The organism is Teichococcus oryzae (assembly GCF_008386565.1).
Taxonomy (GTDB): Bacteria; Pseudomonadota; Alphaproteobacteria; order Acetobacterales; family Acetobacteraceae; genus Pseudoroseomonas; species Pseudoroseomonas oryzae.
This window is the reverse complement of record NZ_VUKA01000001.1, coordinates 1,001,982-1,021,563: the sequence shown is the minus strand read 5'-3', so window position 1 is coordinate 1,021,563 and position 19,582 is coordinate 1,001,982. Positions and strand designations below refer to the sequence as shown.

Below are 19,582 nucleotides of genomic sequence, written 5' to 3'. Positions count from 1 at the left end.
CATGCCAATGTCCGCCAATCGCCGCCTGCTGCTGGGCAGCATCCTCGCCCTGCCCTTCGCCGCCACCCTGCCCGCCATCCCCGCCGCCCTGGCGCAGGATGCCGCCATCGGCACGGAAGCGCGCCCGATCACCGTCGGCGCCACGGCCGGCCCGCACAGCGAGGTGATGGAGAAGGTCCAGGAGATCGCCCGCAAGAACGGGCTGTTCATCCGCGTCGTGCCCTTCACCGACTACATCACGCCCAACGCCGCCCTGGCGGCGAAGGATCTCGACGCCAATTCCTACCAGCACCTGCCCTTCCTGGAGCAGACGCTGAAGGATCGCGGCTACAAGCTCGCCGTGGCGGGCAAGACGCTGGTCTTCCCGATGGGCGTGTATTCGCGCAAGCACAAGGCGATCGGCGACATCCCGAACGGCGCCCGGATCGCCATCCCCAACGATCCCACCAATGGCGGCCGCGCGCTGGCGCTGCTGGCGGCGAACGGCGCCTTCAAGCTGACCGAGGGGGCCGATTTCCGCGCCACCATCGCCGATGTGGTTGAGAACCCGAAGCGGCTGCGCATCCTGGAACTGGAAGCGCCTCAGATCCCCCGCGTGCTGGACGAGGTCGAGGCCGCGGCGATCAACACCAACTTCGCCATTCCCGCCGGGCTGAACCCGGTGCGCGACGCCATCGCGCTGGAAAGCGCCGACAGCCCCTACGCCAACCTGATCGTGGTCCACCAGGACAACAAGGACGCGCCCTGGGTGAAGCGCCTTGTCGCCGCCTACCAGAATGACGAGATCAAGGCCTTCGTGAAGGAGACCTTCCAGGGCTCCGTCGTTCCCGCCTTCTGAGGAGCAAGCGCACCATGCTGACGCGGCGTTCCCTGATCCTGGCCGGCGGCGCCCTGCTGGTTCCGGCGATGCTCCGCTCCCCCGCCCTGGCGCAGGGCGCGGAGATCGGCACGGCGGCGCGGCCCTTGCGCGCCGGCGTCACCTCGGGCGTGCACGCCCAGGTGCTGGAGGTGGTCCGCGACGTGCTGGCGAAGGAGAACTTCGCCGTGCGCATCACGGAATTCGCCGATTTCATCCAGCCCAACGCGGCACTGGCGGCGGGTGAGATCGACATCAACACCTACCAGCACCTGCCCTTCCTGGAGACGCAGAAGCAGCAGCGGGGCTACGACTTCGTGCCTGTCGGCAAGACGGTGCTGACGGTGATGGGCGTGTTCAGCCGCAAGCACAAATCGCTGTCGGACCTGCCGAATGGCGCCCGGATCGCCATCCCCAACGACCCGACCAATGGCGGCCGCGCCTTGCTGCTGCTCGCCAAGGCCGGGGTGATCGGGCTGACGCCGGGCGCCGACTACCGCGCCACCGTCGCCGACATCACGGAGAACCCGAAGCGCATCCGCATCATCGAGCTGGAAGCGGCCTCCATCGCGCGCGGCCTCGATGACGTGGACGCGGCGGCGATCACCGGCAACTACGCCGTGCCGGCCGGGCTCAATCCCCTGAAGGACGGCATCGCGGTGGAAGGCACCGACAGCGCCTACACCGTGCTGGTGGTGGCGCGGCGCGGCGACGAGAACAAGCCCTGGGCGCGGAAGCTGGCGCGCGCCTATGCCGACCCGTCGGTGAAGGCCTTTGTCGAGCAGACCTTCGGCGGCGCGGTGATCGTCGGCGCCTGAGGCGGGGTCAACCCGCCGCGGGCAGGACGCCGAACGCGGTCCAGGCGTGCCGCGTGTCGCGCGACCAAGCCGCCACCGCCGGGCGAAGCGCCTCGGGCATGGCGGCCAGCAGCGCGTCGTCCCGCAGGTCCGGGGCACGCAGCACGGCGCGGGCGGCCAGCATGCCCGCTTCGTCCGCGGCCACCGCGCTGCCCAGCGCCGGCGCGGCGAGCCAGCCCGGCGTGCAGGCTTCCGCCAGATGCCGGTTCAGCGCCCATGACGTTTGCGGCGCCGCCGGGGCCGCCGCGACCGGATGCGCGCATGCGCTCCAGATCAGCATCTGCACCGCCTGGTTCAGCATGGCCGGATGCGGCGCGCCGCCATGCAGGGCAGCCAGTTCGGCCACGCGGCGGGGCCGGCCACGCAATCCCCGCAACAACGGATCGAACAGCGCGGCGTCGCCTTCCACCTCGCCACCCGGGGTGCCGAAGCGCAGCCCGCCCGAGGCCGGCGCGCCCGGCAGCGCGGCCAGCCGCAGGGCAGCCACCGCGTCCCGGTGCGCGGATGGCGGCAGGGCGGGAACGCCGCGGCCATAAAGATCGCGCCGGAGGGACTGGTTGCGCGCCAGGTCGCGAACCGTCTCGGCCTCGGCCGGGTCGTCGAGGCCTTCCAGCAGCGGGCGCACCCCGGCGGGCAACGAAACGGCATCGATGTTGTCGATCGGCGTGGCGCTGCCGAGATAGCCACATCCAGCGCCGGCGAAATCCCGCATCATCTCGCCGACATGGAAGGGCTGCCAATGCGCCGGCAGCAGCTCATGCGCCAACGCGGCCGGTGCTTGGCGCGACGCCCATTCGAGCCGCTGGCGCTCCTGCGGATGCGCCACGAACACCCCCGCGCCCCCTTCCGCCAGCTGCCGCAGGAAGCCCAGCGCCTCGCTCGCCCGCCGCGCCGCGTCGCCCTGCCCCCTCGCCGCGCGGCGGCGCAGCAATTGCTGGCTGGCGGCCGCGGCGGAAAGGCCTGGATGCGTCATGTAATGGGCGTAGGCGATGCCGCCCGGCTTCAGGAAGCGGCGGATGAAATCCAGCATGGCGGCGCGCTGTTCGTCCGGCACCCAGGACAGCACGCCATGCGTCACGATGACGTCGAAGGGCTCCCACGCTTCCCCGTCAAGCGCCGCGAAATCCGCGCGCCGCAGGAGCAGGTTGCCGAGGCCGCCGGCGCTGGCCATGGCTCCCGCCTCGGCCAGATGCGCCGCGCTCAGGTCGATGCCGGTGAAGTGGCCCTGCGGATGCGTCGCCGCCGAGATGGCGAGGTTCAGCCCGGGACCGCAGCCCAGTTCGCACCACCGGAACGGCCGCGCGAAATCCGGCCCCTGGCGGCCCAGCCCGCGCAGCACGGCATCCAGCCAGGGCGGCGTCATCTCCCTGTGGAACACCGGCGGGTATGAAATGTCGGCTGGATACGGGTCCAGGGTCATGCGCGGCTTATCCGGATCAGGGCTGGCGCGCCGGATGCGATCCGGCGCGCTAGCAAAAGCGGCTGTTCAGAAGAACGCCGTCAGGCTGACAAAGTAGGCCCGGCCGGGCTCGTTATAGGTGTTGGCGCCGGCCTGGCTCGACACCGCCTCGCGGAACAGTTGCTCGTCGAACAGGTTGCTGATGCCGGCGGTCAGGCGCGTGTTCTCGTTGATGTCGTAGGTGGCGCTGATATCGACCACCGAATAAGGCTCGCGGTCCCACAGGGCGCGGCCGCTTTGCGGATTGCCAGTGATGGAGGTGCTGCGCGCCTCCTGCTTCCCGTAATGGGTCAGGCCCAGCAACACGGAAAGCTGCTCGGTCGGGAACCAGCTCAGGCTGGAGTTGATGGTGTATTCCGGGATGATCGACAGCGGCTCGCCGGTGGACTTGTCCTCGCTGGTGATCATGTAGGTGAAGTTGGTGTTCCACGACCAGCGCTCCGCCAGCGGCACCAGCAGGTTGCCCTCGATGCCTTCGACCAGCGCTTCCGGCGTGTTCTCCCAGCGGAAGACGCGGCCATTCGCGCCTGTCTGGCTGCGCTGGATCAGCCCAGCCTGGATCTTGTCCTTATAGTCGTTGTGGAAATAGGTCAGGCTGGCATTCCAGCCATTCTTGTCATAGACGACGCCGATTTCCTTGTTCAGGCTGGTTTCCGGCTTCAGGTCGGGGTTGCCCTGCACATAGCAGCCGGCACCGAGGCTCGGGAAACCGATCGGGCAGCCATTGCCCATGGTGAAGTACAGGTAGTTCGGGTTGGACTGGTACAGGTTCGGCGCCTTGTACGCCTTGGCGATGCCGCCCTTGATCGAGAAGCCGTCGAACAGCTCATAGGACGCGTTCAGCGACGGGCTGGCATTGCCGCCATACTTGCTGTGCTGGTCGAAGCGGATGCCGGGCGTCAGGGTGAAGCGGTCGGTGACGTAGATGTTGTCCTCGACAAAGGCGGCATAGGTTTCCGCCTGCGCCTTTCCGGTGCGGTTGCTCGGATCGAGGCCGGAGGGCACGCCCCCGATGCCTGTGCTCTGCGTCACCGCGAAGGGGTCGCTGAGGTTTTCCTTCAGGTACTCGGCACCCAGCGTGATGCGCTGCTGCGCCAGCCAGTCGAGCGGCACCGAGATCTCGCCGCTGACGGAATAATTGTTCAGCACCGAGGTGGAGCGTGCGCCCGCCGTGTTGATGCTGCCCTCGGTGCTGCCGGCCAGCCCCTCGTTCAGCCGCTTATTCTCCGTGCCCTCGTAGTAGAACAACAGGCTGGACTCGATCCCGTCCCATTCGCCGCGGTGCTGCAACGAGACGGTGTTGCGGTCGAGCACATTGGTTTCGGCGCCCTCATTCGCCAGCTGCTCCAGCAGGGCCGAGCCTTCGGAGGACACCGCGCGGTCGCCGGCATAGATGTTGCCCTGGCGGCTGTAGCCGAGTTCCAGCTCCAGCACCTGCTGCGGCGTCACGTCCCAGCGCAGCAGGCCGCTGATGTCGCGGTTCTCCACGCCTTCCCGGCCGGCCGGCGGAACAGCGTCCGGACCGCTGCCGGCAGCCTCCCGGTTCAGGTCCAGGCTGTCGGCATCGGTGCGGGCGAAGTTACCGTAAAGGCGGAAGGCGAAATCCTGCGCCAGCGGGCCGGACAGGGTGAAGCCCACGCGCTTGGTGTCGCCCTCGTCCCGGTCCTCGGGCTGGTTGGTGTAGAGGGTGACGGAGCCGCTGACCTCGTCGGTCGGCGCCTTGGTGATGATGTTCACCACGCCGCCCGCGGCACCCGAGCCGTAACGCGCGGCGGCCGGGCCCCGGATCACCTCGATGCGATCGATGGCGTTGGCCGGCACCCAGTTCGAATCGCCGCGCGTGTTGCGCTCGCCACTGCGGCCCATGCGAGTCGAGTTGCGGGAGCGCACCGGCTTGCCGTCGATCAGGATCAGCGTGTTCTCCGGCCCCATGCCGCGCAGGTCGATCTGCCGGTTGTTGCCATACTGGCCGGAGGAGGAATTGCCGGTGAGGTTCACGCCCGGCATCTGCCGCACGATCTCGGCGATGTCGTTGGCGGGCGGCTGGCGCTCGATATCCTGGCGCGTGATCACCGAAACGCCGGGTGCCTGCTTCAGTTCCTGCTCCGCCGTCGCCACCACGTTGACGTCGGGCAGCACGATGGCGTCCCCGCTCTGCGCCCGCAGCGGCGTGGGCATCAACCCGACCAGGGCACCACCCAGCAGAATGGCGAAGGGCGATGTGGTCGCGACAAGGAAAGAACGTCTGCTCACGGCATGTCTCGGATGATATTAAGAATAATTCGCATTCCTAGCGCGAAGTTACAGCTTGGCAACCCTTGGACAGGAATGTTCCTCCTCAGTTACGAAATGCCGTGCCCCCGGAACGCCGAACGCCCGGCGGTGGCCGGGCGTGGGGTCAGGGTGGGAAGCTTGTCAGCGTCTGCCCTAGTCGCGTCCGCGCCGCCTCAGGCGGCGTAGCGGGACAGCGCCAGGTCGGCATGCTCGATGTTGGGGCGGTTGCCGGTGACCAGGTCGGCGGCCAGCCGGCCGCTGCCGCAGGACATGGTCCAGCCCAGCGTGCCATGACCGGTGTTCAGGAACAGGCGCGGGAACTTCGTCGGGCCGATGATGGGCGGGCCGTCCGGCGTCATCGGCCGCAATCCGCACCAGAACACGGCGCGGGCTGGATCGCCGCCGCCAGGGTAAAGGTCCATCACCGAATGCAGCAGGGTCTGCCGGCGCTCCTCATGCAGGCGCGTGTCATAGCCGGCGATCTCCGCCGTGCCGCCAACCCGGATGCGGTCGCCGAGGCGCGTTATGGCGATCTTGTAGGTCTCGTCCATCACCGTCGAGACCGGGGCGGCGGCGTCATCCGTGACCGGCAGGGTGAGCGAATAGCCCTTCACCGGGAACACCGGGATGTTCAGGCCGAGCGGGCCCAGCAGCTTCGGCGAGTAGCTGCCCAGCGCCAGCAGGTAACGATCCGCCGTCAGGATGCCCGCGCTGGTGGCGACGCCGCTGATGTCGCCGCCCTCGGTCAGCACGCGGTCGATGCTGGTGTCGTAGCGGAAGGCGACGCCCATCGCCTCGCAGATGGCGGCCAGCCGCTGGGTGAACAGGTGCGCGTCGCCCGTCTCGTCCTGCGGCAGGCGCAGGCCGCCGACGAACTTTTCCCGCACGGCGGCAAGCGCCGGCTCGGCGGCGACGCAGCCCTCCCGGTCCAGCACCTCGAACGGCACCTCGTATTGGCGGAGCACCTTCAGGTCGCCTTCGATGCCGTCGAGCTGCGCCTGGGTGCGGAACAGCTGCAGCGTGCCGCGTTCCCGACCGTCATACTCGATGCCGGTTTCGGCGCGCAGGTCGGCCAGGGCGGTGCGGCTGTAATCGGCCACGCGCACCATGCGGGACTTGTTGATGCGGTAGGCATCCTCCGTGCAGTTCCGCAGCATCTGCCACATCCAGGACCATTGCACGGGGTCGAGGCGCGGCCGCACCACCAGCGGGCTGTGCTTCTGGAACATCCACTTGACGGCCTTGAGCGGAATGCCGGGGCCGGCCCAGGGCGAGGAATAGCCAAAGGAAACCTGGCCGGCATTGGCGAAGCTGGTTTCCAGCCCGGCGCCGTTCTGGCGGTCCACCACCTCCACCTCATGTCCGGCGCGGGCCAGATAATACGCCGAGGTGACGCCGACCACGCCGGCGCCGAGAATGAGGACCTTCATCGCAGCACGCACTCCGACAGGCCGCGGCAAAGGCGGCGGCACCGCTTGATGCTAGGCTGGATCGCGGCGCAGGTGCTTGCGATTGGCGCATGAACATAGGATTGATGGGCAGGATCCTCGAATTTCCTGCGAAAGCTTGGTTGATCATGCCGCTCGCCACCCTGGACGCGCTGGACCGCAAGATGCTGCGCCTGTTGCGGGCCGATGGCCGCATGAGCAACGCCGACCTGGCCGCCGCCATCGGCCTGTCGCCCTCCGCCTGCCTGCGCCGCCTGCGGCTGCTGGAAGCCAGCGGCGCCATCCGCGGCTACACCGCGATCCTGGCCGATCCAGGCCCGCAATCGCGCACGGTGGTGATCGTGCAGATCACCCTGGAGAAGCAGACCGAGGATGCCTTCAACCGGTTCGAGGCGGCGGTGCAGCAATGCCCGGAAGTCTGCGAATGCTACCTGATGACCGGCGCATCGGATTACCTGATCCGCGTGGAGGCGCGCGACGCGGCGGATTACGAGCGCATCCACAAGGAGCAGCTGTCCCGCATGCCGGGGGTCGCGCGCATCCACTCGGCCTTCGCCATCCGCACCGTGGTGCGGGGAACCTCACCGGCCTGGGTCGAGGAATAGGCCGTCCCGGCGACCGTGGCACGCCCGCGACAGGGTCAGCCCCGCCAGCCCGCCCACATCACCGCCAGCCGGTCGCCCAGCCCACGCTCCGGCGGCGGCTGCCCCGGATTCCAGCCAGGCGAGGCCATCCGTCGCAGGTCCCGCCGCGCCAGCACCGCCGGCAGCGCCGCCGCTCCGGTGCCGCGAGGCAGCCGGATGCTGCCCTGCCGCAGCAGCCCCTCCCCTTCCTCAGCCAGTTGCCGCGCCACCGCGGCAACGCCCGGCTGGCGTGGGTCATGCGCGGCATCGGCGGGCGCCAGCCCGTGCTCGCCCAGCAGGTCGGCGGGCAGCAGGGAGCGGCCCCGCCTCGCCTGAGCCGGGATGGAGCGGAGCAGCCCGGCCAGCCCATAGGCGGCGCCCAACGATTGCAGGGCCGGCAGCGCATCGGCCGGCGCACCCAGCGCGTGGCCGGCGGCCACGGCGAATCCGCCCGCCGTGCCGCGCAAATAGGCCAGCAGCGCGGCGCGGCTCGGGATTTCCTCCTCCGTTTCGACCTCGCGGGCATCCACCATGCCGAGCAGGTCGGCGGGATCGAGCCTGCCCGCGGTGATCGCCTCCGAGAGCGGGCCGGCCACCTCATGGCGGCGCGGTGGCTGCCCTGCGCGCGCTTCCTCCACCGTGTCGCGCCACCATTGCAGGCGGATCAGGGCCGCCATCGGGTTGCTGGCGGCTTCCCGCGCGCGGGCCAGTTCATGGTTGAAGGCGATCAGCAGGAACTGCGTTTCGCGCTTCGCGGGTGGGGCGAACAGCGCGCACAGGAAACGGTCGGGATCGTGCTGGCGGGCGATCCGGGCGATGGGTGAAAGGTCGGCCATGCGGCCGGTTATGGCGCCGCCGCCGGCAAAGCAAGAGAACGGCGGATTGCGCCGGGCCCCGGTTGACGCTCCAGGGGCACACGCCTAGCTCTGATCGGCCCGGCGCCATTCGGCGCCGCTGCTGAATCGATGACCACCGATTCTTATCCAACGGGAGTAAAGCCTCATGGCCTTCAGCCTTCCGCCGCTTCCCTATGACGCCTCCGCCCTGGCAGGTTCCGGCATGTGCCAGGAAACGCTGGAGCTGCACCACGGCAAGCACCATCAGGCCTATGTCACCGCGCTGAACGGCCTGGTGGAAAGCAAGGGCCTGGCCGGCAAGTCGCTGGAGCAGATCGTGGCCGAGGCCGGAAAGGCCGGCGCCGATGGCCTGCCGGTGCTCAACCAGGCCGGCCAGCACTGGAACCACATCCTGTTCTGGCAGGTGATGAAGCCGAATGGCGGCGGCGAGAGCCTGCCCGGTAAGATCGGCGCCAAGATCAACGAGGATTTCGGCGGTCTGGCGCAGTTCAAGGAAGCCTTCAAGCAGGCTGGCGTGACGCAGTTCGGCTCCGGCTGGGCCTGGCTGGTGATGGACCAGAGCGGCAAGCTGAAGGTCACCAAGACCCCGAACGGCGCCAACCCGCTCTCCACCGGCGAGGGCACGCCGATCCTGGGGGCCGATGTGTGGGAGCACGCCTACTACCTGGACTTCCGCAATGTGCGCCCGAACTACCTCGACAATTTCCTGAACAAGCTCGTCAACTGGGAAAAGGTCGAGGAGCTGATGCTGGCCGGTGGCCTGAAGTCCGGCCAGAGCGCCTGATTTCGGCGGATCGGGCGCGCCCCGGCGCGCCCGGAACAGAAAGGGCGCCGGGAAGTGTTCTTCCCGACGCCCTTTCCTTATGCCCGCATGACGTCGTCAGGCAGGCTTGCTGTCATTGGCCGCAACCGGCTTCACCAGGGTGGAGATGGTGCTGCGCACCACCGTGACGCGCACATTCGGCGCGATCTCGACCTCGACCTCCTCCGAGCCTTCCTTCACCTTGGTGACGGTGCCAAGGATGCCGCCCGAGGTGATCACGCGGTCATTGCGCTTCAGCTGGCCGAGCATGGTGCGGTGCTCCTTGGCGCGCTTCTGCTGCGGGCGGATCAGCAGGAAGTAGAACACCACGAAGATCAGGATCAGCGGCGCGAGCTGCATGATCATGGCGGTGGCGCCACCGGCCGCCGCGGCGTCCTGGGCATAGGCGGGGGAGATCAACATTGGATAGGGCTTCCGTCTTGCCGTGTCTTGCGCGCGAAACTAGCCTCCCCCACCCCGCCGTCAACCCGGCCTGCCGGAGCCCGCCTCTTGTCCTTCCCTGCCGACGACCATCCCTTGCTTCCCACCCTGAGCCGCATTGCCGCCGCCCTGGAAAGGCTGGCGCCGCCCCCGGCGGTCACCCCGGCCCCCAAAGGGGCCGATGCCTTCGTGTGGCATCCGGCCCAGGCTGGCCTGCCGGCCCGGCTCGCTCCGGTGGCCCGCGTCGCGGCGGTGGAGATCGGGCTGCTCCAGGGTGTCGAGCGGCAGAAATCCCTGCTGCTGGAGAACACGCTGCGCTTCGCCCGCGGCCTGCCGGCCAACAACGCCATGCTCTGGGGCGCCCGCGGCATGGGCAAATCCTCGCTGGTGAAGGCCGCGCATGCCGCCGCCAACGAGGCGCATCCCGGCAGCCTGGCGCTGATCGAGATCCACCGGGAGGACATCCGCACCCTGCCCGAGCTGCTGAACATCCTGCGCGCCGACGCCTCTGGCTCCGGTGGCGGCGGGCGCCGCTGCCTGGTGTTCTGCGACGACCTGTCCTTCGAGCGGGAGGATGCCGACTACAAGGCCCTGAAATCGGTGCTGGATGGCGGCATCGAGGGGCGCCCGGCCAATGTGCTGTTCTACGCCACCAGCAATCGCCGCCACCTGATGCCGCGCGACATGATCGAGAATGAGCGCGGCTCCGCCATCAATCCTGGCGAGGCGGTGGAGGAGAAGGTGTCCCTCTCCGACCGCTTCGGCCTGTGGATCGGCTTCCACAATGCCGACCAGTCCACCTTCTTCGCCATGGTGGAAGGCTATGCCCAGGCCCTGGGCCTGCCGATCGAGCCGGATGCGCTGCGGCGCGAGGCGGTGGAATGGTCCGTCACACGCGGCGGCCGCTCGGGCCGCGTCGCCTGGCAGTTCATCACCGATCTGGCGGGGCGGCTCGGCGTGGCGCTGCCGGGCTGAGGGGGGCCGGGGGCCGGGTGACGGACCTGCCGCCACCCAGGGGCGCGGCCCGCCGGGGGAAGGTGTTCCTGAACCCCGACGGATCGCTTCCGGGCCAGCCGCTTTCCGCCGTGTGGCGGATGATGCGGGAAGGCCGGGGCACGCCCTGGCCCGGCCGGGTCGAGAACCCGCCTTTCCCGCCGCCGCCCGAGCCGTCACCTGGAGAGGTCGTTGTCACCTTTATCGGTCATGCCAGCTTCCTGATCCGCTATCCCGGCGGCCCGGCGCTGCTGACCGACCCGATCTGGAGCGAGCGCTGCTCGCCCTTCCGCTTCGCCGGGCCGAAGCGGGTGCGGGCCCCCGGCCTGGCCTTCGAGGCGCTGCCGAAGATCGACACGGTTCTGCTCAGCCACAACCACTACGACCATTGCGACATCCCGACGCTGAAGCGGTTGCAGCAGCGGGATGCGCCGCGCATCGTCACGGGGCTCGGCAATGGCCGGCTCCTGGCGCGGCACGGCATGCGCGACGTGGTGGAATTGGATTGGTGGCAGGAGGCGCGGCTGCCCGGCGGCGTCACCGCATGCTTCACCCCGGCCCGGCATTTCGCGGCGCGCGGGCTGCATGACCGGGCACATGCGCTATGGGGCGGATTCGCGCTGCGCGACGCGGCCGGAACCTCGCTCTGCTTCACGGGCGATTCCGGCTGGGGTGCCCATTTCGAGGAAATCGGCCAGCGCCGTGGCCCCTTCGACATGGCGCTGATCCCGATCGGCGCCTATGAGCCACGCTGGTTCATGCAGGCGGTCCACATCAACCCGGAGGAAGCGGTGCGCGCCTTCCAGGACCTGCGCGCCAAGCGGGCGCTGGCGATGCATTTCGGCACCTTCAAGCTGACGCAGGAAGCCATCGACGCGCCGGCCGAAGCGCTGTCATCGGCACTGCGCGCGGCCGGCTTGGCCCCGGAGGCCTTCCGCGTGCCCGGCCATGGCGAAAGCGTCCTCATCAGGCCGGCACCGGGCTGAAGGCGCCATCGCCCGAGGGGCTCCGGTTGAACTCCCGCTCCATGGCGCCTTCTTCAGGGCGTCCCGCGCGGGGCCTGGCCGAAGATGCGGTTCTCGACGCGGTCGCCCACGCGCAGGCCCAGCCGTTCCGCGGTGCCGGCCGCCAGTTCCAGCGTCGCGCGCACCGGGCCGCGGCTTTCCACCGTGGCGAGGCTCAGCGGCACGGTGCGCTCAGCGATGCGGTGGATGCGGCCATCGGCGGCGATGAACACCATGTCGAGCGATACCAGGGTGTTGCGCATCCACATGGCGCTGTCGCGTGGCGTGCCCCAGTCGAACAGCATGCCCTCATCCGGCTTCACCTCCCGGCGGAACATCAGGCCGACCGTCTGCTGCTCCGGCGTCAAGGCCATCTCCACGGTGAAGGCGTGGCGCCGGCCATCGCGCGTGGTGATGAACAGGGGCTCGGTCGGCAGGCGGGGCTGCGCGGCATCCTGCGCAGCGGCTGGGGGGATCATGATGGCGAGGGCCGGCAGGGCCAGCAGGGTTCGGCGATGCATGGCGGCGTTTATGCCACGGCGGCCGGGGGTTCGGGCAGGCCTTCCAGCGTGGCGGCGGCGAGGTGGCGGATCTCCCCGCGCACCGGGCCGGGGCGCGGTGCGTCGGCTAGGGTGGTGAACCAGTGCTCCGGTGGGTTGCGGCCGGCGGCACGGTGGAAGGTAAGGCCGCGCAGCACCGCCTCCGCCTCTGGCGGCAGCCGCTCAGGCGGCCGCAAACCGTTCAGGACGCCCCAGATGCCAGCCCAGCACCGCCCCACCGACCAGGGATTGTAGCCGCCGCCGCCCAACACGATCAGCCGGGGCGCCTGAAACATCACGCTGCGCACCGCCTCCCAATAGGCGTTGTTGGACAGCGACAGCCGCGCCAAAGGGTCTTCCTCCAGCGCGTCGGCGCCGCATTGCAGCATGATCGCCTGCGGCCGCAGGTGGCGCACCACCGGCAGCACGGCCTGCCGCCAGAGATAGGCGAATTCATGGTCGTTCAGCCCCTGGGGCACCGGGATGTTGCGGGCATGGCCGCCCGCCCGGTCCTCCAGCGCGCCGGTGAAGGGCCAGCGATTCGCCTCATGGACCGACAGGGTGAAGACGCGCGGATCGTCATGAAAGGCGTCCTGCACCCCATCGCCATGATGCGCGTCGATGTCGAGGTACAGGATGTTGTCCAGGCCGAGGTCGAGCCAGGTCAGCAGGCCCAGCACGGCATCGTTCAGGTAGCAGAAGCCGCTGGCGCGATCCGCCCGCCCGTGATGCGTGCCGCCGCCCGGCACATGGACGATGCCGCCTTCCGCCGCCGTCAGCCGTGCCGCCAGCATGGTTCCGCCGGCGCCGGTGGCGGGGCGGCGGAACACCTCCCGGTAAACAGGGTTGCCATGGGCGCCGATATGGAAGCGGGCGCGCACCGCATCCGGCACGGCCTGCTCCGCCTCGGCGGCGATCAGCGCGGCGATGTAGTCAGGGTGGTGGAAGCGGGCGAGCTGTTCCGGTGTGGCACGCGGGCTGTCGCGGTAGCGGGCGAGGTCGAGCCAGCCCAGGGCACGGATCAGGTCCAGAGCGGTGGAGACGCGCGGGATGGCGAGAGGGTGCTTGGGGCCGTAGGTGGAACGGCGGTAGATCTCGGAGCCGATGAGGAGAGGCTGAAGCATCACAACTCCGCAACGATCCTGAAGCGCCGCAGATGCCACCGGGCATCGCGGACCGCTCCGGGAAACCCTCGGCCACCTTGCTCCGTACCCGTAAGGGCAGGCCCGCTGCTCCTACGGCCTCACAGGCCCCTTAGCCAGTTGGACAGGTTGGGGCTGCGCGCCCAGTCGACCTTTCGGGCGAAAAACGCGCCGGAGCCATGCTGGAGCCGCTCCAGCCAGGAATCGTCGATCTGCTGGGCGGTGCCATCCGCGAGATGCAGGCTGCGATCGGCCGTTTCCTGGCGGTGGGGGCAGGCCGGGTGGAAGCAGGCCGTCTGGAAAAAAGCTTCGTCGGCCACGAAGACATGCTGCATGACCTGCCAGATGCCGTGCGCCAGATCGGAGGACACAAGCCACTCGCACATGCTCCGGTGCAGCATCACCCATTGCCGCCCATGCCGGTATCCTCCGGCCTGGAAAAAGGCCTGCCGGTCCGATCGCTCCCCGGGGGAAAGCGTGCGGAAGCGGAGTTCCGCCTTGTCGCCATCCTCATCGAGAAACAATCCAGGGCGCAGTGCCGCGATACCGAGCGGCGATTTCTCCCAGTTCGCGAACAGATCCTTCAGCACCGGCTGCACGAAGATCCGCACGTCGTTGCGCCAGTAGACGGGGTGGCTCGCCGCCTCGCCGCTCTGCTGCGGCGGGAATTCCGGAGCCTTTTCCCCGTAGTTGAAGACGAAGTTGCGGACGTTCCGGGCCGCCGAGGCGCGGAGAAACGCCTGCAGGTCCGGGATCGGGCGGATCACGGCATCGGTGAAGGACAGGTTCGCCAGGTATTCCCAGCTGGAACTGCTGGCGAGGGCATGCCGGATGCCGCGCAGCAGGCACTCGACCTGGCTGGCGCCGCTCCAGGTGATGGGACGGCTGCCCGGCACGATTTGCGCCGGCAGGTCAGCCAGGATGGCCTGGCGCTCGGCGTCCAGGCTCAGCTTGGCGTCGAGGTTCAGGCCCACCTCGCAGCCATTCTTGGCCAGCATCCCGCACAGGAAGGGCAAGCGGGCGAAGTCGGGCGCGCCCTGGAGATGGAAGTAGATCATCGCGGTCCCTCGACCCCATGCGGCTCCGTCACTGCGCCTTGGGCATGCGGACGTGCGGACGTGCGGACGTGCGGACGTGCGGGAAGTAGTTCTTGATGCTGTGTTCGTAAATGGCCGCGTTCTTGCCGTAGGAATTGTCCATCAGCTCGCAGGTCTTGTTGAGGATGGCGGCCACGATGCCGATATGGAGCCGGTCCGTCCGCACCGCCCTGGCCAGCCGGATGGCGTGGATGAAGCACCAGGTCGCGCGCTCGGCATTGCCCGGACCGCAGCCATAGGCATAGGCGTCGGAGATGTCGATGGTTCCGTCCTGGAGCTGGCCGGTGCTTTCCCCGTCCCGCCGGGCGAAAACGGCGACCTCCGGATCGGTGATCCGGTTGCGCGTCACCTTGTAGTCCAGCAGGCGCTTGTTGAAGGTATCCTCCAGGGCCCTGACGTCGCTGATGCTGCGCGTGATCTCCTCGGGGTCGAGGTGGAAGGCCATGTCATGGCCCAGCGCGACATTGCAGCGGGCGGTGTTCTGGACCATGTGCCGGTAGCTCTCGATCTCGCGGCAGATGATGGTCACGTTGGATCCGAGCTTCCCCAGGATGTCCTCGTTCCCGCGTACGATGTGCGGCAGCAGGATCACTTCCTTCGCGCGCTGGTGCACGTCGCCCATGGCCCATTGCATGCCGGTATAAAGGGGAATGAAGTTGCCGCCACCGCCGAGGAAGACCACCTCGCCATCTACCGGCGAGTCGCTCTTCATTTCCTCGAAGGTGATGCCGTTGCGGCGGAAGGCCTGCATCGTTGCAGCAGCGATAACTGAATCGCCAGCATTCCCAGGATTGGGGAAGTAAAAGACCCGCTTGTTCTGGTAAGGGCGCAGCAGTTCATCAATCAACATAGTCTGCATGCGGTGCAAGGGCTGTACTCCGGTCACAAGGCTCCACAAAGAAAAACATTTACTGGCATCCCTGTCGGGTGGTTGTGAATTTCTGACTCTGCACACCCGACGCGTGTCCGGCCGAGCCTTGCCAGAACCGTTGATCTGCTGCATGCTTCGCCCATCCGTGGGGGAGCCCTTTGCTTGGGCTGAGAGGCAGGGATGGGCCCTGCGACCCCTTGAACCTGATCCGGGTCATGCCGGCGAAGGGATCGGTGGTTTCGCATGGCGTCCTCAATCGGCCTGCTTCTACCTGGAATGCGCCTTGGCGGGCGTGATGTCCTGGGCGCGGCCCATTTCCATTTTCCCATAGGGCGGATCACCGCCCTGCTCGGCCCCTCCGGCGTTGGCAAGTCCACGCTGCTGCGGCTCCTGGCCGGCCTGTTGCCGCTGCCGCCGGGGGCCCGGCTGGACGCGCCGCCCGGCGCCCGCATCGCCTGGATGGGCCAGCAGGACCTGCTGCTGCCATGGCTCGACCTGCTCGGCAATGTCACGCTCGGCGCCCGCCTGCGCGGCGCGCGGCCCGACATGGCCCGCGCCCGGGCCCTGATCGCCGAGGTGGGGCTGAAGGGCCATGAAGCGGCGCGTCCGGCCGAGTTGTCCGGTGGCATGCGGCAGCGCGCCGCCCTCGCCCGCACCTTAATGGAAGACCGCCCGCTGGTGCTGATGGACGAGCCCTTCTCGGCCGTTGACGCGCCGACGCGGCACCGCCTGCAAACCCTGGCCGCCACCCTGCTGCGCGGCCGCACCGTGGTGCTGGTGACGCATGATCCGCTGGAAGCGCTGCGTCTGGCCGATCAGGTCCTGGTGCTGCGCCCTGCCCCCGGTGGCGCCCTTCCGGAAGCCCATCCTGTGCCGGCGGCGCCGGTTCCTCGCCCCGCCCAGGACCCGGCCGTGATGGCGGCGCAGGCCGCTCTGCTGGAACGCCTGGCGGAGGCCGCATGAGGCCGCTGCTGGCCGCCTTCGGCCTGATCCTGCTGTGGGAAGGCTTTGTCCGCCTGAGCGGCGTGCCGCCCTTTCTGCTACCCGCCCCCCTGCGCGTCGCCGAGGTGCTGTGGCTGCGCTGGCACATCCTGTGGGGCCACGCGCTGACCACGGGGGCGGAGATCCTGCTGGGCCTCCTGCTCGGCACGCTGCTGGGCGTCGCCGTGGCCCTCGCCCTGGCGTTGTGGCGCGGCGGGCGGCGCTGGCTGCTGCCCCTGCTGGTGGCCAGCCAGGCGATCCCGGTTTTCGCCATTGCGCCGCTGCTGACGCTGTGGCTCGGCTTCGGGCTGGCCAGCAAGATCGCCATGGCCACCATCATCATCTTCTTTCCGGTGGCCACCGCCTTCTATGACGGGCTGCGGCGGACCGAGCCCGGCTGGCTCGACCTCGCCGCCACCATGGGCGCGTCGCGCTTCGCGGTGCTGTGGCGCATCCGGGTGCCGGCGGCGCTGCCCGGCCTTGCCTCCGGCCTGCGCGTCGCGGCCGCCGTGGCGCCGATCGGCGCGGTGGTGGGCGAATGGGTCGGCGCCTCGGCGGGGCTCGGCTATGTGATGCTGCAGGCCAATGGCCGCAGCCAGACCGACATGATGTTCGCCGCCCTGGCGGTGCTGGCGGCCATGGCCATGGCGCTGTGGTTCGCCACCGACCGCCTGTTGCGGGCCCTGCTGCCCTGGCAGCCCGACGCGCTGCGCGACGATGACATTCCCAAGGCTCTCCCTGGAGGAACCGCATGACCGAGATCAGCCGCCGCACCCTGCCGGCGCTTGCCGCTCCCTTGTTGTCGGCCTTGGCCATGCCGGGCGCCGCCCGCGCCCAGGCACCCGCCGCCGCGCCGACCACCCCGGCGGCGCCCGGCACGCCCACCGCCCTGACCCTGATGCTCGACTGGTTCGTCAATCCGGACCACGCGCCGATCATCGTGGCGCGGGAAGGCGGGCATTTCGCCCAGGCCGGGCTGGATGTGCGCATCATCGCGCCCGCCGACCCGAACGACCCGCCCCGCCTGGTGGCGGCGAAGCAGGCGGATCTCGGCGTGTATTACCAGAAGAACCTGTATCTCGCCGTGGATCAGGGACTGCCGCTGGCCCGCGTCGGCACGCTGGTGGCGACGCCCCTTTCCACGCTTTCCGTGCTGCGCGACGGCCCGATCCGGCAGCTTGCCGACCTGAAGGGGCAGAAGATCGGCTTCTCCACCGCGGGCTTCGAGGAACTGGCGATCGACACCATCCTCGGCTCCGCCGGGCTGTCGTCCAGGGACGTGACGCTGGTGAACGTCAATTTCGGCCTGTCCTCGGCGCTGATGTCGGGCCAGGTGCAGGCGATCCTCGGCGGCTTCCGCAACTTCGAGCTGCATCAGCTGGAGCTGGAAGGCCGTCCCGGCCGCGCCTTCTTCCCCGAGCAGCACGGCATCCCGATCTATGACGAGCTGATCTATGTCGCCCATTCGGAGCGCGTGAAGGACTCCGCTCTGCGCCGCTTCATGGATGCGGTGGAAACCGCCACCGCCTTCCTGGTGAACAACCCGGAGGAATCCTGGCGCATGTTCATCGATGGTCCGCGCAAGGAACTGGACAACGAGCTGAACCGGCGTGCCTTCCGCGACACGCTGAACCGTTTCGCGCTGAGCCCCGCGGCGCTGGATGCCAACCGCTACGCCCGGTTCGCGCGCTTCCTGCATGAGCGGAAGATGATCCGCGCCGTGCCGCCCCTGGCGCGCTACGCGGTGGAATTGCCTGCGGCGGTCTGACCGTCAAACACGAAAGGAATAAAATCCTTTTCTTTCTAATACATCATGGATATAGGATCAAAAGCCTATATCCATGATGGAGCCGCACATGCTCACCTTGTCCCAACTCCGCCAGCTCTACCCCTCGGCGCGGCATGACCATGTGCAGGCTTTCACCGACCAGTCCGGCCCGCTGTTCCGCCGCGCGGGGCTGGATGCGACGGCGCTGCGCTGCCATTTCTTTCTTGCCCAGACAGGGCATGAATCGGATGGGCTGCGTGCCCGGGCCGAGAACCTGTCCTATTCGGCGGCCCGCCTGATGCAGGTCTGGCCCGGCCGCTTCCCCAGCCTGCAAGCGGCCCTCCCCTTCGCCGGCGACCCGGAGAAGCTCGCCGAGAAGGTTTATGGCGGCCGGATGGGCAATGACCGCCCCGGCGATGGCTTCCGCTTCCGCGGGCGCGGCTACATCCAGATCACCGGGCGGGACGCCTACCGGGAAATCGGCCTGCGGACCGGCCTGGACCTGGAAGCGGAGCCCGATCTCGCCAATGAGCCGGCGCACGCCCTGGCCGTGGCCTGCGGCTACTGGGCATGGAAGCGCCTCAACGCGGTGGCCGATGCCGGCGACTATGCGGGGCTGACGCGGCGGATCAATGGCGGACTGGTTGGGCTACAGGACCGTTTCGCCTGGCTGGAGCGGGTGCAGCGCTGCATGCCCTGGCCGGCCCCCGCCGCTTTGTCCATCGCCACGCTGAAGGCCGTGCAATCGGCGCTGAAGGCGCGTGGCCTGTATGATGGCTCGGTTGATGGGGTGATCGGCCGCCGCAGCCTCGCTGCGATCGCCACCTTCCGGGCCGAGGCCGCGTTGGCTCCGGGCACGGAGCTGGATGACAGGGTTCTGGAGGCCCTCGGGGTGGTGCAAGCGGTGCCGCTTCCGGGACACTGACGATTCCTTGAAGAAAGCCGGCAAAACGGCGCCTGCCTTTGTGCCGTTCCTCCAGCAGGCGCCGGCCGTGCCGTCGCGCCGGATGTTCCGCCGAAAACCCGCTGAACCGCCACATGAAGGTGCCACCCGATGCAGGAAAGCCGCCGCGATCTTTATGTCACCGGCCTCGTCAATGCCCGTGCGCTGGAAACCCAGGCCATCGAATTGCTGTCCCGGCAGGTGGAGCGGGTGCAGAGCTATCCCGAGGTCGAGGAGGCGCTGCGCCGCCACCTGACCGAAAGCGAGCGGCAGCGCGAGCGGCTGGACGAATTGCTCAACCGGCTGGGCACCTCGCATTCCGGCGTGAAGGACTTCATCACTGGCATGATGGGCAACATGGCCGCCATGGCGCATGTGCCGATGCAGGACGAGATCCTGAAGAATGCCCTGTCCAACTATGCTTTCGAGCATTTCGAGATCGCGTCCTACAAGTCGCTGCTGACGCTGGCGGACCTGGCCGGCGACGCCGGCGCACCGCCCGTGCTGCAGGAATCGCTGCGCGAGGAGGAGCGCATGGCGCAGTGGTGCGCCGACAACCTCGATCCGCTGGTGCGCAAATTCGCGCGGCTGAAGGAAGAAGGCGCGAAGGCCGGCATCTGAAGGACG

General features: G+C 68.8%; 20 protein-coding genes and 1 riboswitch. Of the genes, 11 read left to right on the top strand and 9 right to left on the bottom strand.

From position 1 onward, the window contains the following. Nucleotides 1–7: 7 nt before the first annotated feature. Both F0Q34_RS04740 and F0Q34_RS04735 read left to right on the top strand, forming a co-directional pair. Entirely contained in the window at nt 8–838 is an 831-nt protein-coding gene (locus F0Q34_RS04740; protein ID WP_149810941.1) for a MetQ/NlpA family ABC transporter substrate-binding protein, read from the top strand. A gap of 14 nt (nt 839–852) precedes the next feature. Further along, on the top strand, nt 853–1,674 hold the full coding sequence (locus tag F0Q34_RS04735) for a MetQ/NlpA family ABC transporter substrate-binding protein (RefSeq protein WP_174241976.1): 822 nt from the start codon (nt 853–855) through the stop codon (nt 1,672–1,674). A gap of 7 nt (nt 1,675–1,681) precedes the next feature. Here the strand turns inward: F0Q34_RS04735 and F0Q34_RS04730 are convergent, their stop codons facing one another. The 3 genes from F0Q34_RS04730 to F0Q34_RS04720 form a co-directional block, all read right to left on the bottom strand. Continuing rightward, on the bottom strand, nt 1,682–3,133 hold the full coding sequence (locus tag F0Q34_RS04730; protein WP_149810940.1) for a class I SAM-dependent methyltransferase: 1,452 nt from the start codon (nt 3,131–3,133) through the stop codon (nt 1,682–1,684). A 66-nt stretch (nt 3,134–3,199) separates the two neighbouring features. Beyond that, entirely contained in the window at nt 3,200–5,425 is a 2,226-nt protein-coding gene (locus tag F0Q34_RS04725; RefSeq protein ID WP_241665315.1) for a TonB-dependent siderophore receptor, read from the bottom strand. 194 nt (nt 5,426–5,619) lie between these two features. Beyond that, complete coding sequence (locus tag F0Q34_RS04720; protein ID WP_149810939.1) at nt 5,620–6,876, bottom strand: D-amino acid dehydrogenase; 1,257 nt, start codon at nt 6,874–6,876, stop codon at nt 5,620–5,622. A 146-nt stretch (nt 6,877–7,022) separates the two neighbouring features. On the opposite strand from F0Q34_RS04720, the gene F0Q34_RS04715 reads away from it, so the two are divergent. Beyond that, nucleotides 7,023–7,499: an Lrp/AsnC family transcriptional regulator gene (locus tag F0Q34_RS04715; RefSeq protein WP_149810938.1), complete on the top strand. Its 477-nt coding sequence runs from the start codon at nt 7,023–7,025 to the stop codon at nt 7,497–7,499. A 35-nt stretch (nt 7,500–7,534) separates the two neighbouring features. Here F0Q34_RS04715 and F0Q34_RS04710 read toward each other — a convergent pair whose 3' ends face one another. Beyond that, entirely contained in the window at nt 7,535–8,353 is an 819-nt protein-coding gene (locus F0Q34_RS04710) for a phytoene/squalene synthase family protein (RefSeq protein WP_149810937.1), read from the bottom strand. A gap of 166 nt (nt 8,354–8,519) precedes the next feature. Here F0Q34_RS04710 and F0Q34_RS04705 point away from each other — a divergent pair, with 166 nt between their 5' ends. Continuing rightward, complete coding sequence (locus F0Q34_RS04705) at nt 8,520–9,158, top strand: superoxide dismutase (protein ID WP_149810936.1); 639 nt, start codon at nt 8,520–8,522, stop codon at nt 9,156–9,158. A 96-nt stretch (nt 9,159–9,254) separates the two neighbouring features. Here F0Q34_RS04705 and yajC read toward each other — a convergent pair whose 3' ends face one another. Continuing rightward, nucleotides 9,255–9,599, bottom strand: a complete 345-nt coding sequence (gene yajC / locus F0Q34_RS04700) for a preprotein translocase subunit YajC (protein ID WP_149810935.1) — start codon at nt 9,597–9,599, stop codon at nt 9,255–9,257. An 87-nt stretch (nt 9,600–9,686) separates the two neighbouring features. On the opposite strand from yajC, the gene F0Q34_RS04695 reads away from it, so the two are divergent. Further along, nucleotides 9,687–10,592, top strand: a complete 906-nt coding sequence (locus F0Q34_RS04695) for an ATP-binding protein (protein WP_174241975.1) — start codon at nt 9,687–9,689, stop codon at nt 10,590–10,592. Nucleotides 10,593–10,609: 17 nt separating this feature from the next. Further along, nucleotides 10,610–11,596, top strand: a complete 987-nt coding sequence (locus tag F0Q34_RS04690; RefSeq protein ID WP_241665314.1) for an MBL fold metallo-hydrolase — start codon at nt 10,610–10,612, stop codon at nt 11,594–11,596. Between the two features lie 53 nt (nt 11,597–11,649). On the opposite strand, the gene F0Q34_RS04685 is transcribed toward F0Q34_RS04690, so the two are convergent. From F0Q34_RS04685 to F0Q34_RS04670, 4 genes are all read right to left on the bottom strand, one after another. Next, nucleotides 11,650–12,135 (bottom strand): DUF192 domain-containing protein, encoded by a 486-nt coding sequence (locus F0Q34_RS04685; protein WP_149810933.1) that lies wholly within the window; start codon nt 12,133–12,135, stop codon nt 11,650–11,652. Nucleotides 12,136–12,143: 8 nt separating this feature from the next. After that, the gene (locus F0Q34_RS04680; RefSeq protein ID WP_149810932.1) at nt 12,144–13,277 is read right to left on the bottom strand and encodes an acetoin utilization protein AcuC; all 1,134 of its coding nucleotides are present in this window, start codon (nt 13,275–13,277) and stop codon (nt 12,144–12,146) included. 119 nt (nt 13,278–13,396) lie between these two features. Next, nucleotides 13,397–14,353, bottom strand: a complete 957-nt coding sequence (locus F0Q34_RS04675; RefSeq protein WP_149810931.1) for a beta-1,6-N-acetylglucosaminyltransferase — start codon at nt 14,351–14,353, stop codon at nt 13,397–13,399. A gap of 28 nt (nt 14,354–14,381) precedes the next feature. Beyond that, nucleotides 14,382–15,395 (bottom strand): polysaccharide pyruvyl transferase family protein, encoded by a 1,014-nt coding sequence (locus F0Q34_RS04670; protein WP_149810930.1) that lies wholly within the window; start codon nt 15,393–15,395, stop codon nt 14,382–14,384. A gap of 5 nt (nt 15,396–15,400) precedes the next feature. Then, nucleotides 15,401–15,510, top strand: a riboswitch (TPP riboswitch). On the opposite strand from F0Q34_RS04670, the gene F0Q34_RS04665 reads away from it, so the two are divergent. The 5 genes from F0Q34_RS04665 to F0Q34_RS04645 all read left to right on the top strand — a co-directional run bounded on the left by F0Q34_RS04665 (nt 15,507) and on the right by F0Q34_RS04645 (nt 19,576). After that, nucleotides 15,507–16,226, top strand: coding sequence for an ATP-binding cassette domain-containing protein (locus F0Q34_RS04665; RefSeq protein WP_149810929.1), 720 nt, complete (start codon nt 15,507–15,509; stop codon nt 16,224–16,226). (Overlaps the previous riboswitch by 4 nt.) Then, entirely contained in the window at nt 16,223–16,999 is a 777-nt protein-coding gene (locus tag F0Q34_RS04660; protein ID WP_149810928.1) for an ABC transporter permease, read from the top strand. The genes F0Q34_RS04665 and F0Q34_RS04660 overlap by 4 nt, the downstream gene beginning before the upstream one ends. Beyond that, nucleotides 16,996–18,012 carry an ABC transporter substrate-binding protein gene (locus F0Q34_RS04655; protein ID WP_149810927.1) on the top strand — a complete coding sequence of 339 codons (1,017 nt, stop codon included), beginning with the start codon at nt 16,996–16,998 and terminating at the stop codon, nt 18,010–18,012. The genes F0Q34_RS04660 and F0Q34_RS04655 overlap by 4 nt, the downstream gene beginning before the upstream one ends. Before the next feature lie 88 nt (nt 18,013–18,100). Then, complete coding sequence (locus F0Q34_RS04650) at nt 18,101–18,937, top strand: peptidoglycan-binding protein (protein WP_149810926.1); 837 nt, start codon at nt 18,101–18,103, stop codon at nt 18,935–18,937. A 129-nt stretch (nt 18,938–19,066) separates the two neighbouring features. Continuing rightward, the gene (locus F0Q34_RS04645) at nt 19,067–19,576 is read left to right on the top strand and encodes a ferritin-like domain-containing protein (RefSeq protein ID WP_149810925.1); all 510 of its coding nucleotides are present in this window, start codon (nt 19,067–19,069) and stop codon (nt 19,574–19,576) included. The last annotated feature ends 6 nt before the right edge of the window (nt 19,577–19,582 follow it).

Excerpts from the sequence above, each read along its gene's own strand:
- F0Q34_RS04685 (WP_149810933.1), bottom strand. The coding sequence starts at position 12,135 with ATGCATCGCCGAACCCTGCTGGCCCTGCCGGCCCTCGCCATCATGATC.
- F0Q34_RS04680 (WP_149810932.1), bottom strand. The coding sequence starts at position 13,277 with ATGCTTCAGCCTCTCCTCATCGGCTCCGAGATCTACCGCCGTTCCACC.
- F0Q34_RS04720 (WP_149810939.1), bottom strand. The coding sequence starts at position 6,876 with ATGAAGGTCCTCATTCTCGGCGCCGGCGTGGTCGGCGTCACCTCGGCG.
- F0Q34_RS04660 (WP_149810928.1), top strand. The coding sequence starts at position 16,223 with ATGAGGCCGCTGCTGGCCGCCTTCGGCCTGATCCTGCTGTGGGAAGGC.
- F0Q34_RS04735 (WP_174241976.1), top strand. The coding sequence starts at position 853 with ATGCTGACGCGGCGTTCCCTGATCCTGGCCGGCGGCGCCCTGCTGGTT.
- F0Q34_RS04675 (WP_149810931.1), bottom strand. The coding sequence starts at position 14,353 with ATGATCTACTTCCATCTCCAGGGCGCGCCCGACTTCGCCCGCTTGCCC.
- F0Q34_RS04730 (WP_149810940.1), bottom strand. The coding sequence starts at position 3,133 with ATGACCCTGGACCCGTATCCAGCCGACATTTCATACCCGCCGGTGTTC.
- F0Q34_RS04655 (WP_149810927.1), top strand. The coding sequence starts at position 16,996 with ATGACCGAGATCAGCCGCCGCACCCTGCCGGCGCTTGCCGCTCCCTTG.
- F0Q34_RS04670 (WP_149810930.1), bottom strand. The coding sequence starts at position 15,395 with ATGCAGCAGATCAACGGTTCTGGCAAGGCTCGGCCGGACACGCGTCGG.
- F0Q34_RS04715 (WP_149810938.1), top strand. The coding sequence starts at position 7,023 with ATGCCGCTCGCCACCCTGGACGCGCTGGACCGCAAGATGCTGCGCCTG.
- F0Q34_RS04705 (WP_149810936.1), top strand. The coding sequence starts at position 8,520 with ATGGCCTTCAGCCTTCCGCCGCTTCCCTATGACGCCTCCGCCCTGGCA.
- yajC (WP_149810935.1), bottom strand. The coding sequence starts at position 9,599 with ATGTTGATCTCCCCCGCCTATGCCCAGGACGCCGCGGCGGCCGGTGGC.
- F0Q34_RS04710 (WP_149810937.1), bottom strand. The coding sequence starts at position 8,353 with ATGGCCGACCTTTCACCCATCGCCCGGATCGCCCGCCAGCACGATCCC.
- F0Q34_RS04650 (WP_149810926.1), top strand. The coding sequence starts at position 18,101 with ATGCTCACCTTGTCCCAACTCCGCCAGCTCTACCCCTCGGCGCGGCAT.
- F0Q34_RS04740 (WP_149810941.1), top strand. The coding sequence starts at position 8 with ATGTCCGCCAATCGCCGCCTGCTGCTGGGCAGCATCCTCGCCCTGCCC.
- F0Q34_RS04645 (WP_149810925.1), top strand. The coding sequence starts at position 19,067 with ATGCAGGAAAGCCGCCGCGATCTTTATGTCACCGGCCTCGTCAATGCC.
- F0Q34_RS04665 (WP_149810929.1), top strand. The coding sequence starts at position 15,507 with ATGGCGTCCTCAATCGGCCTGCTTCTACCTGGAATGCGCCTTGGCGGG.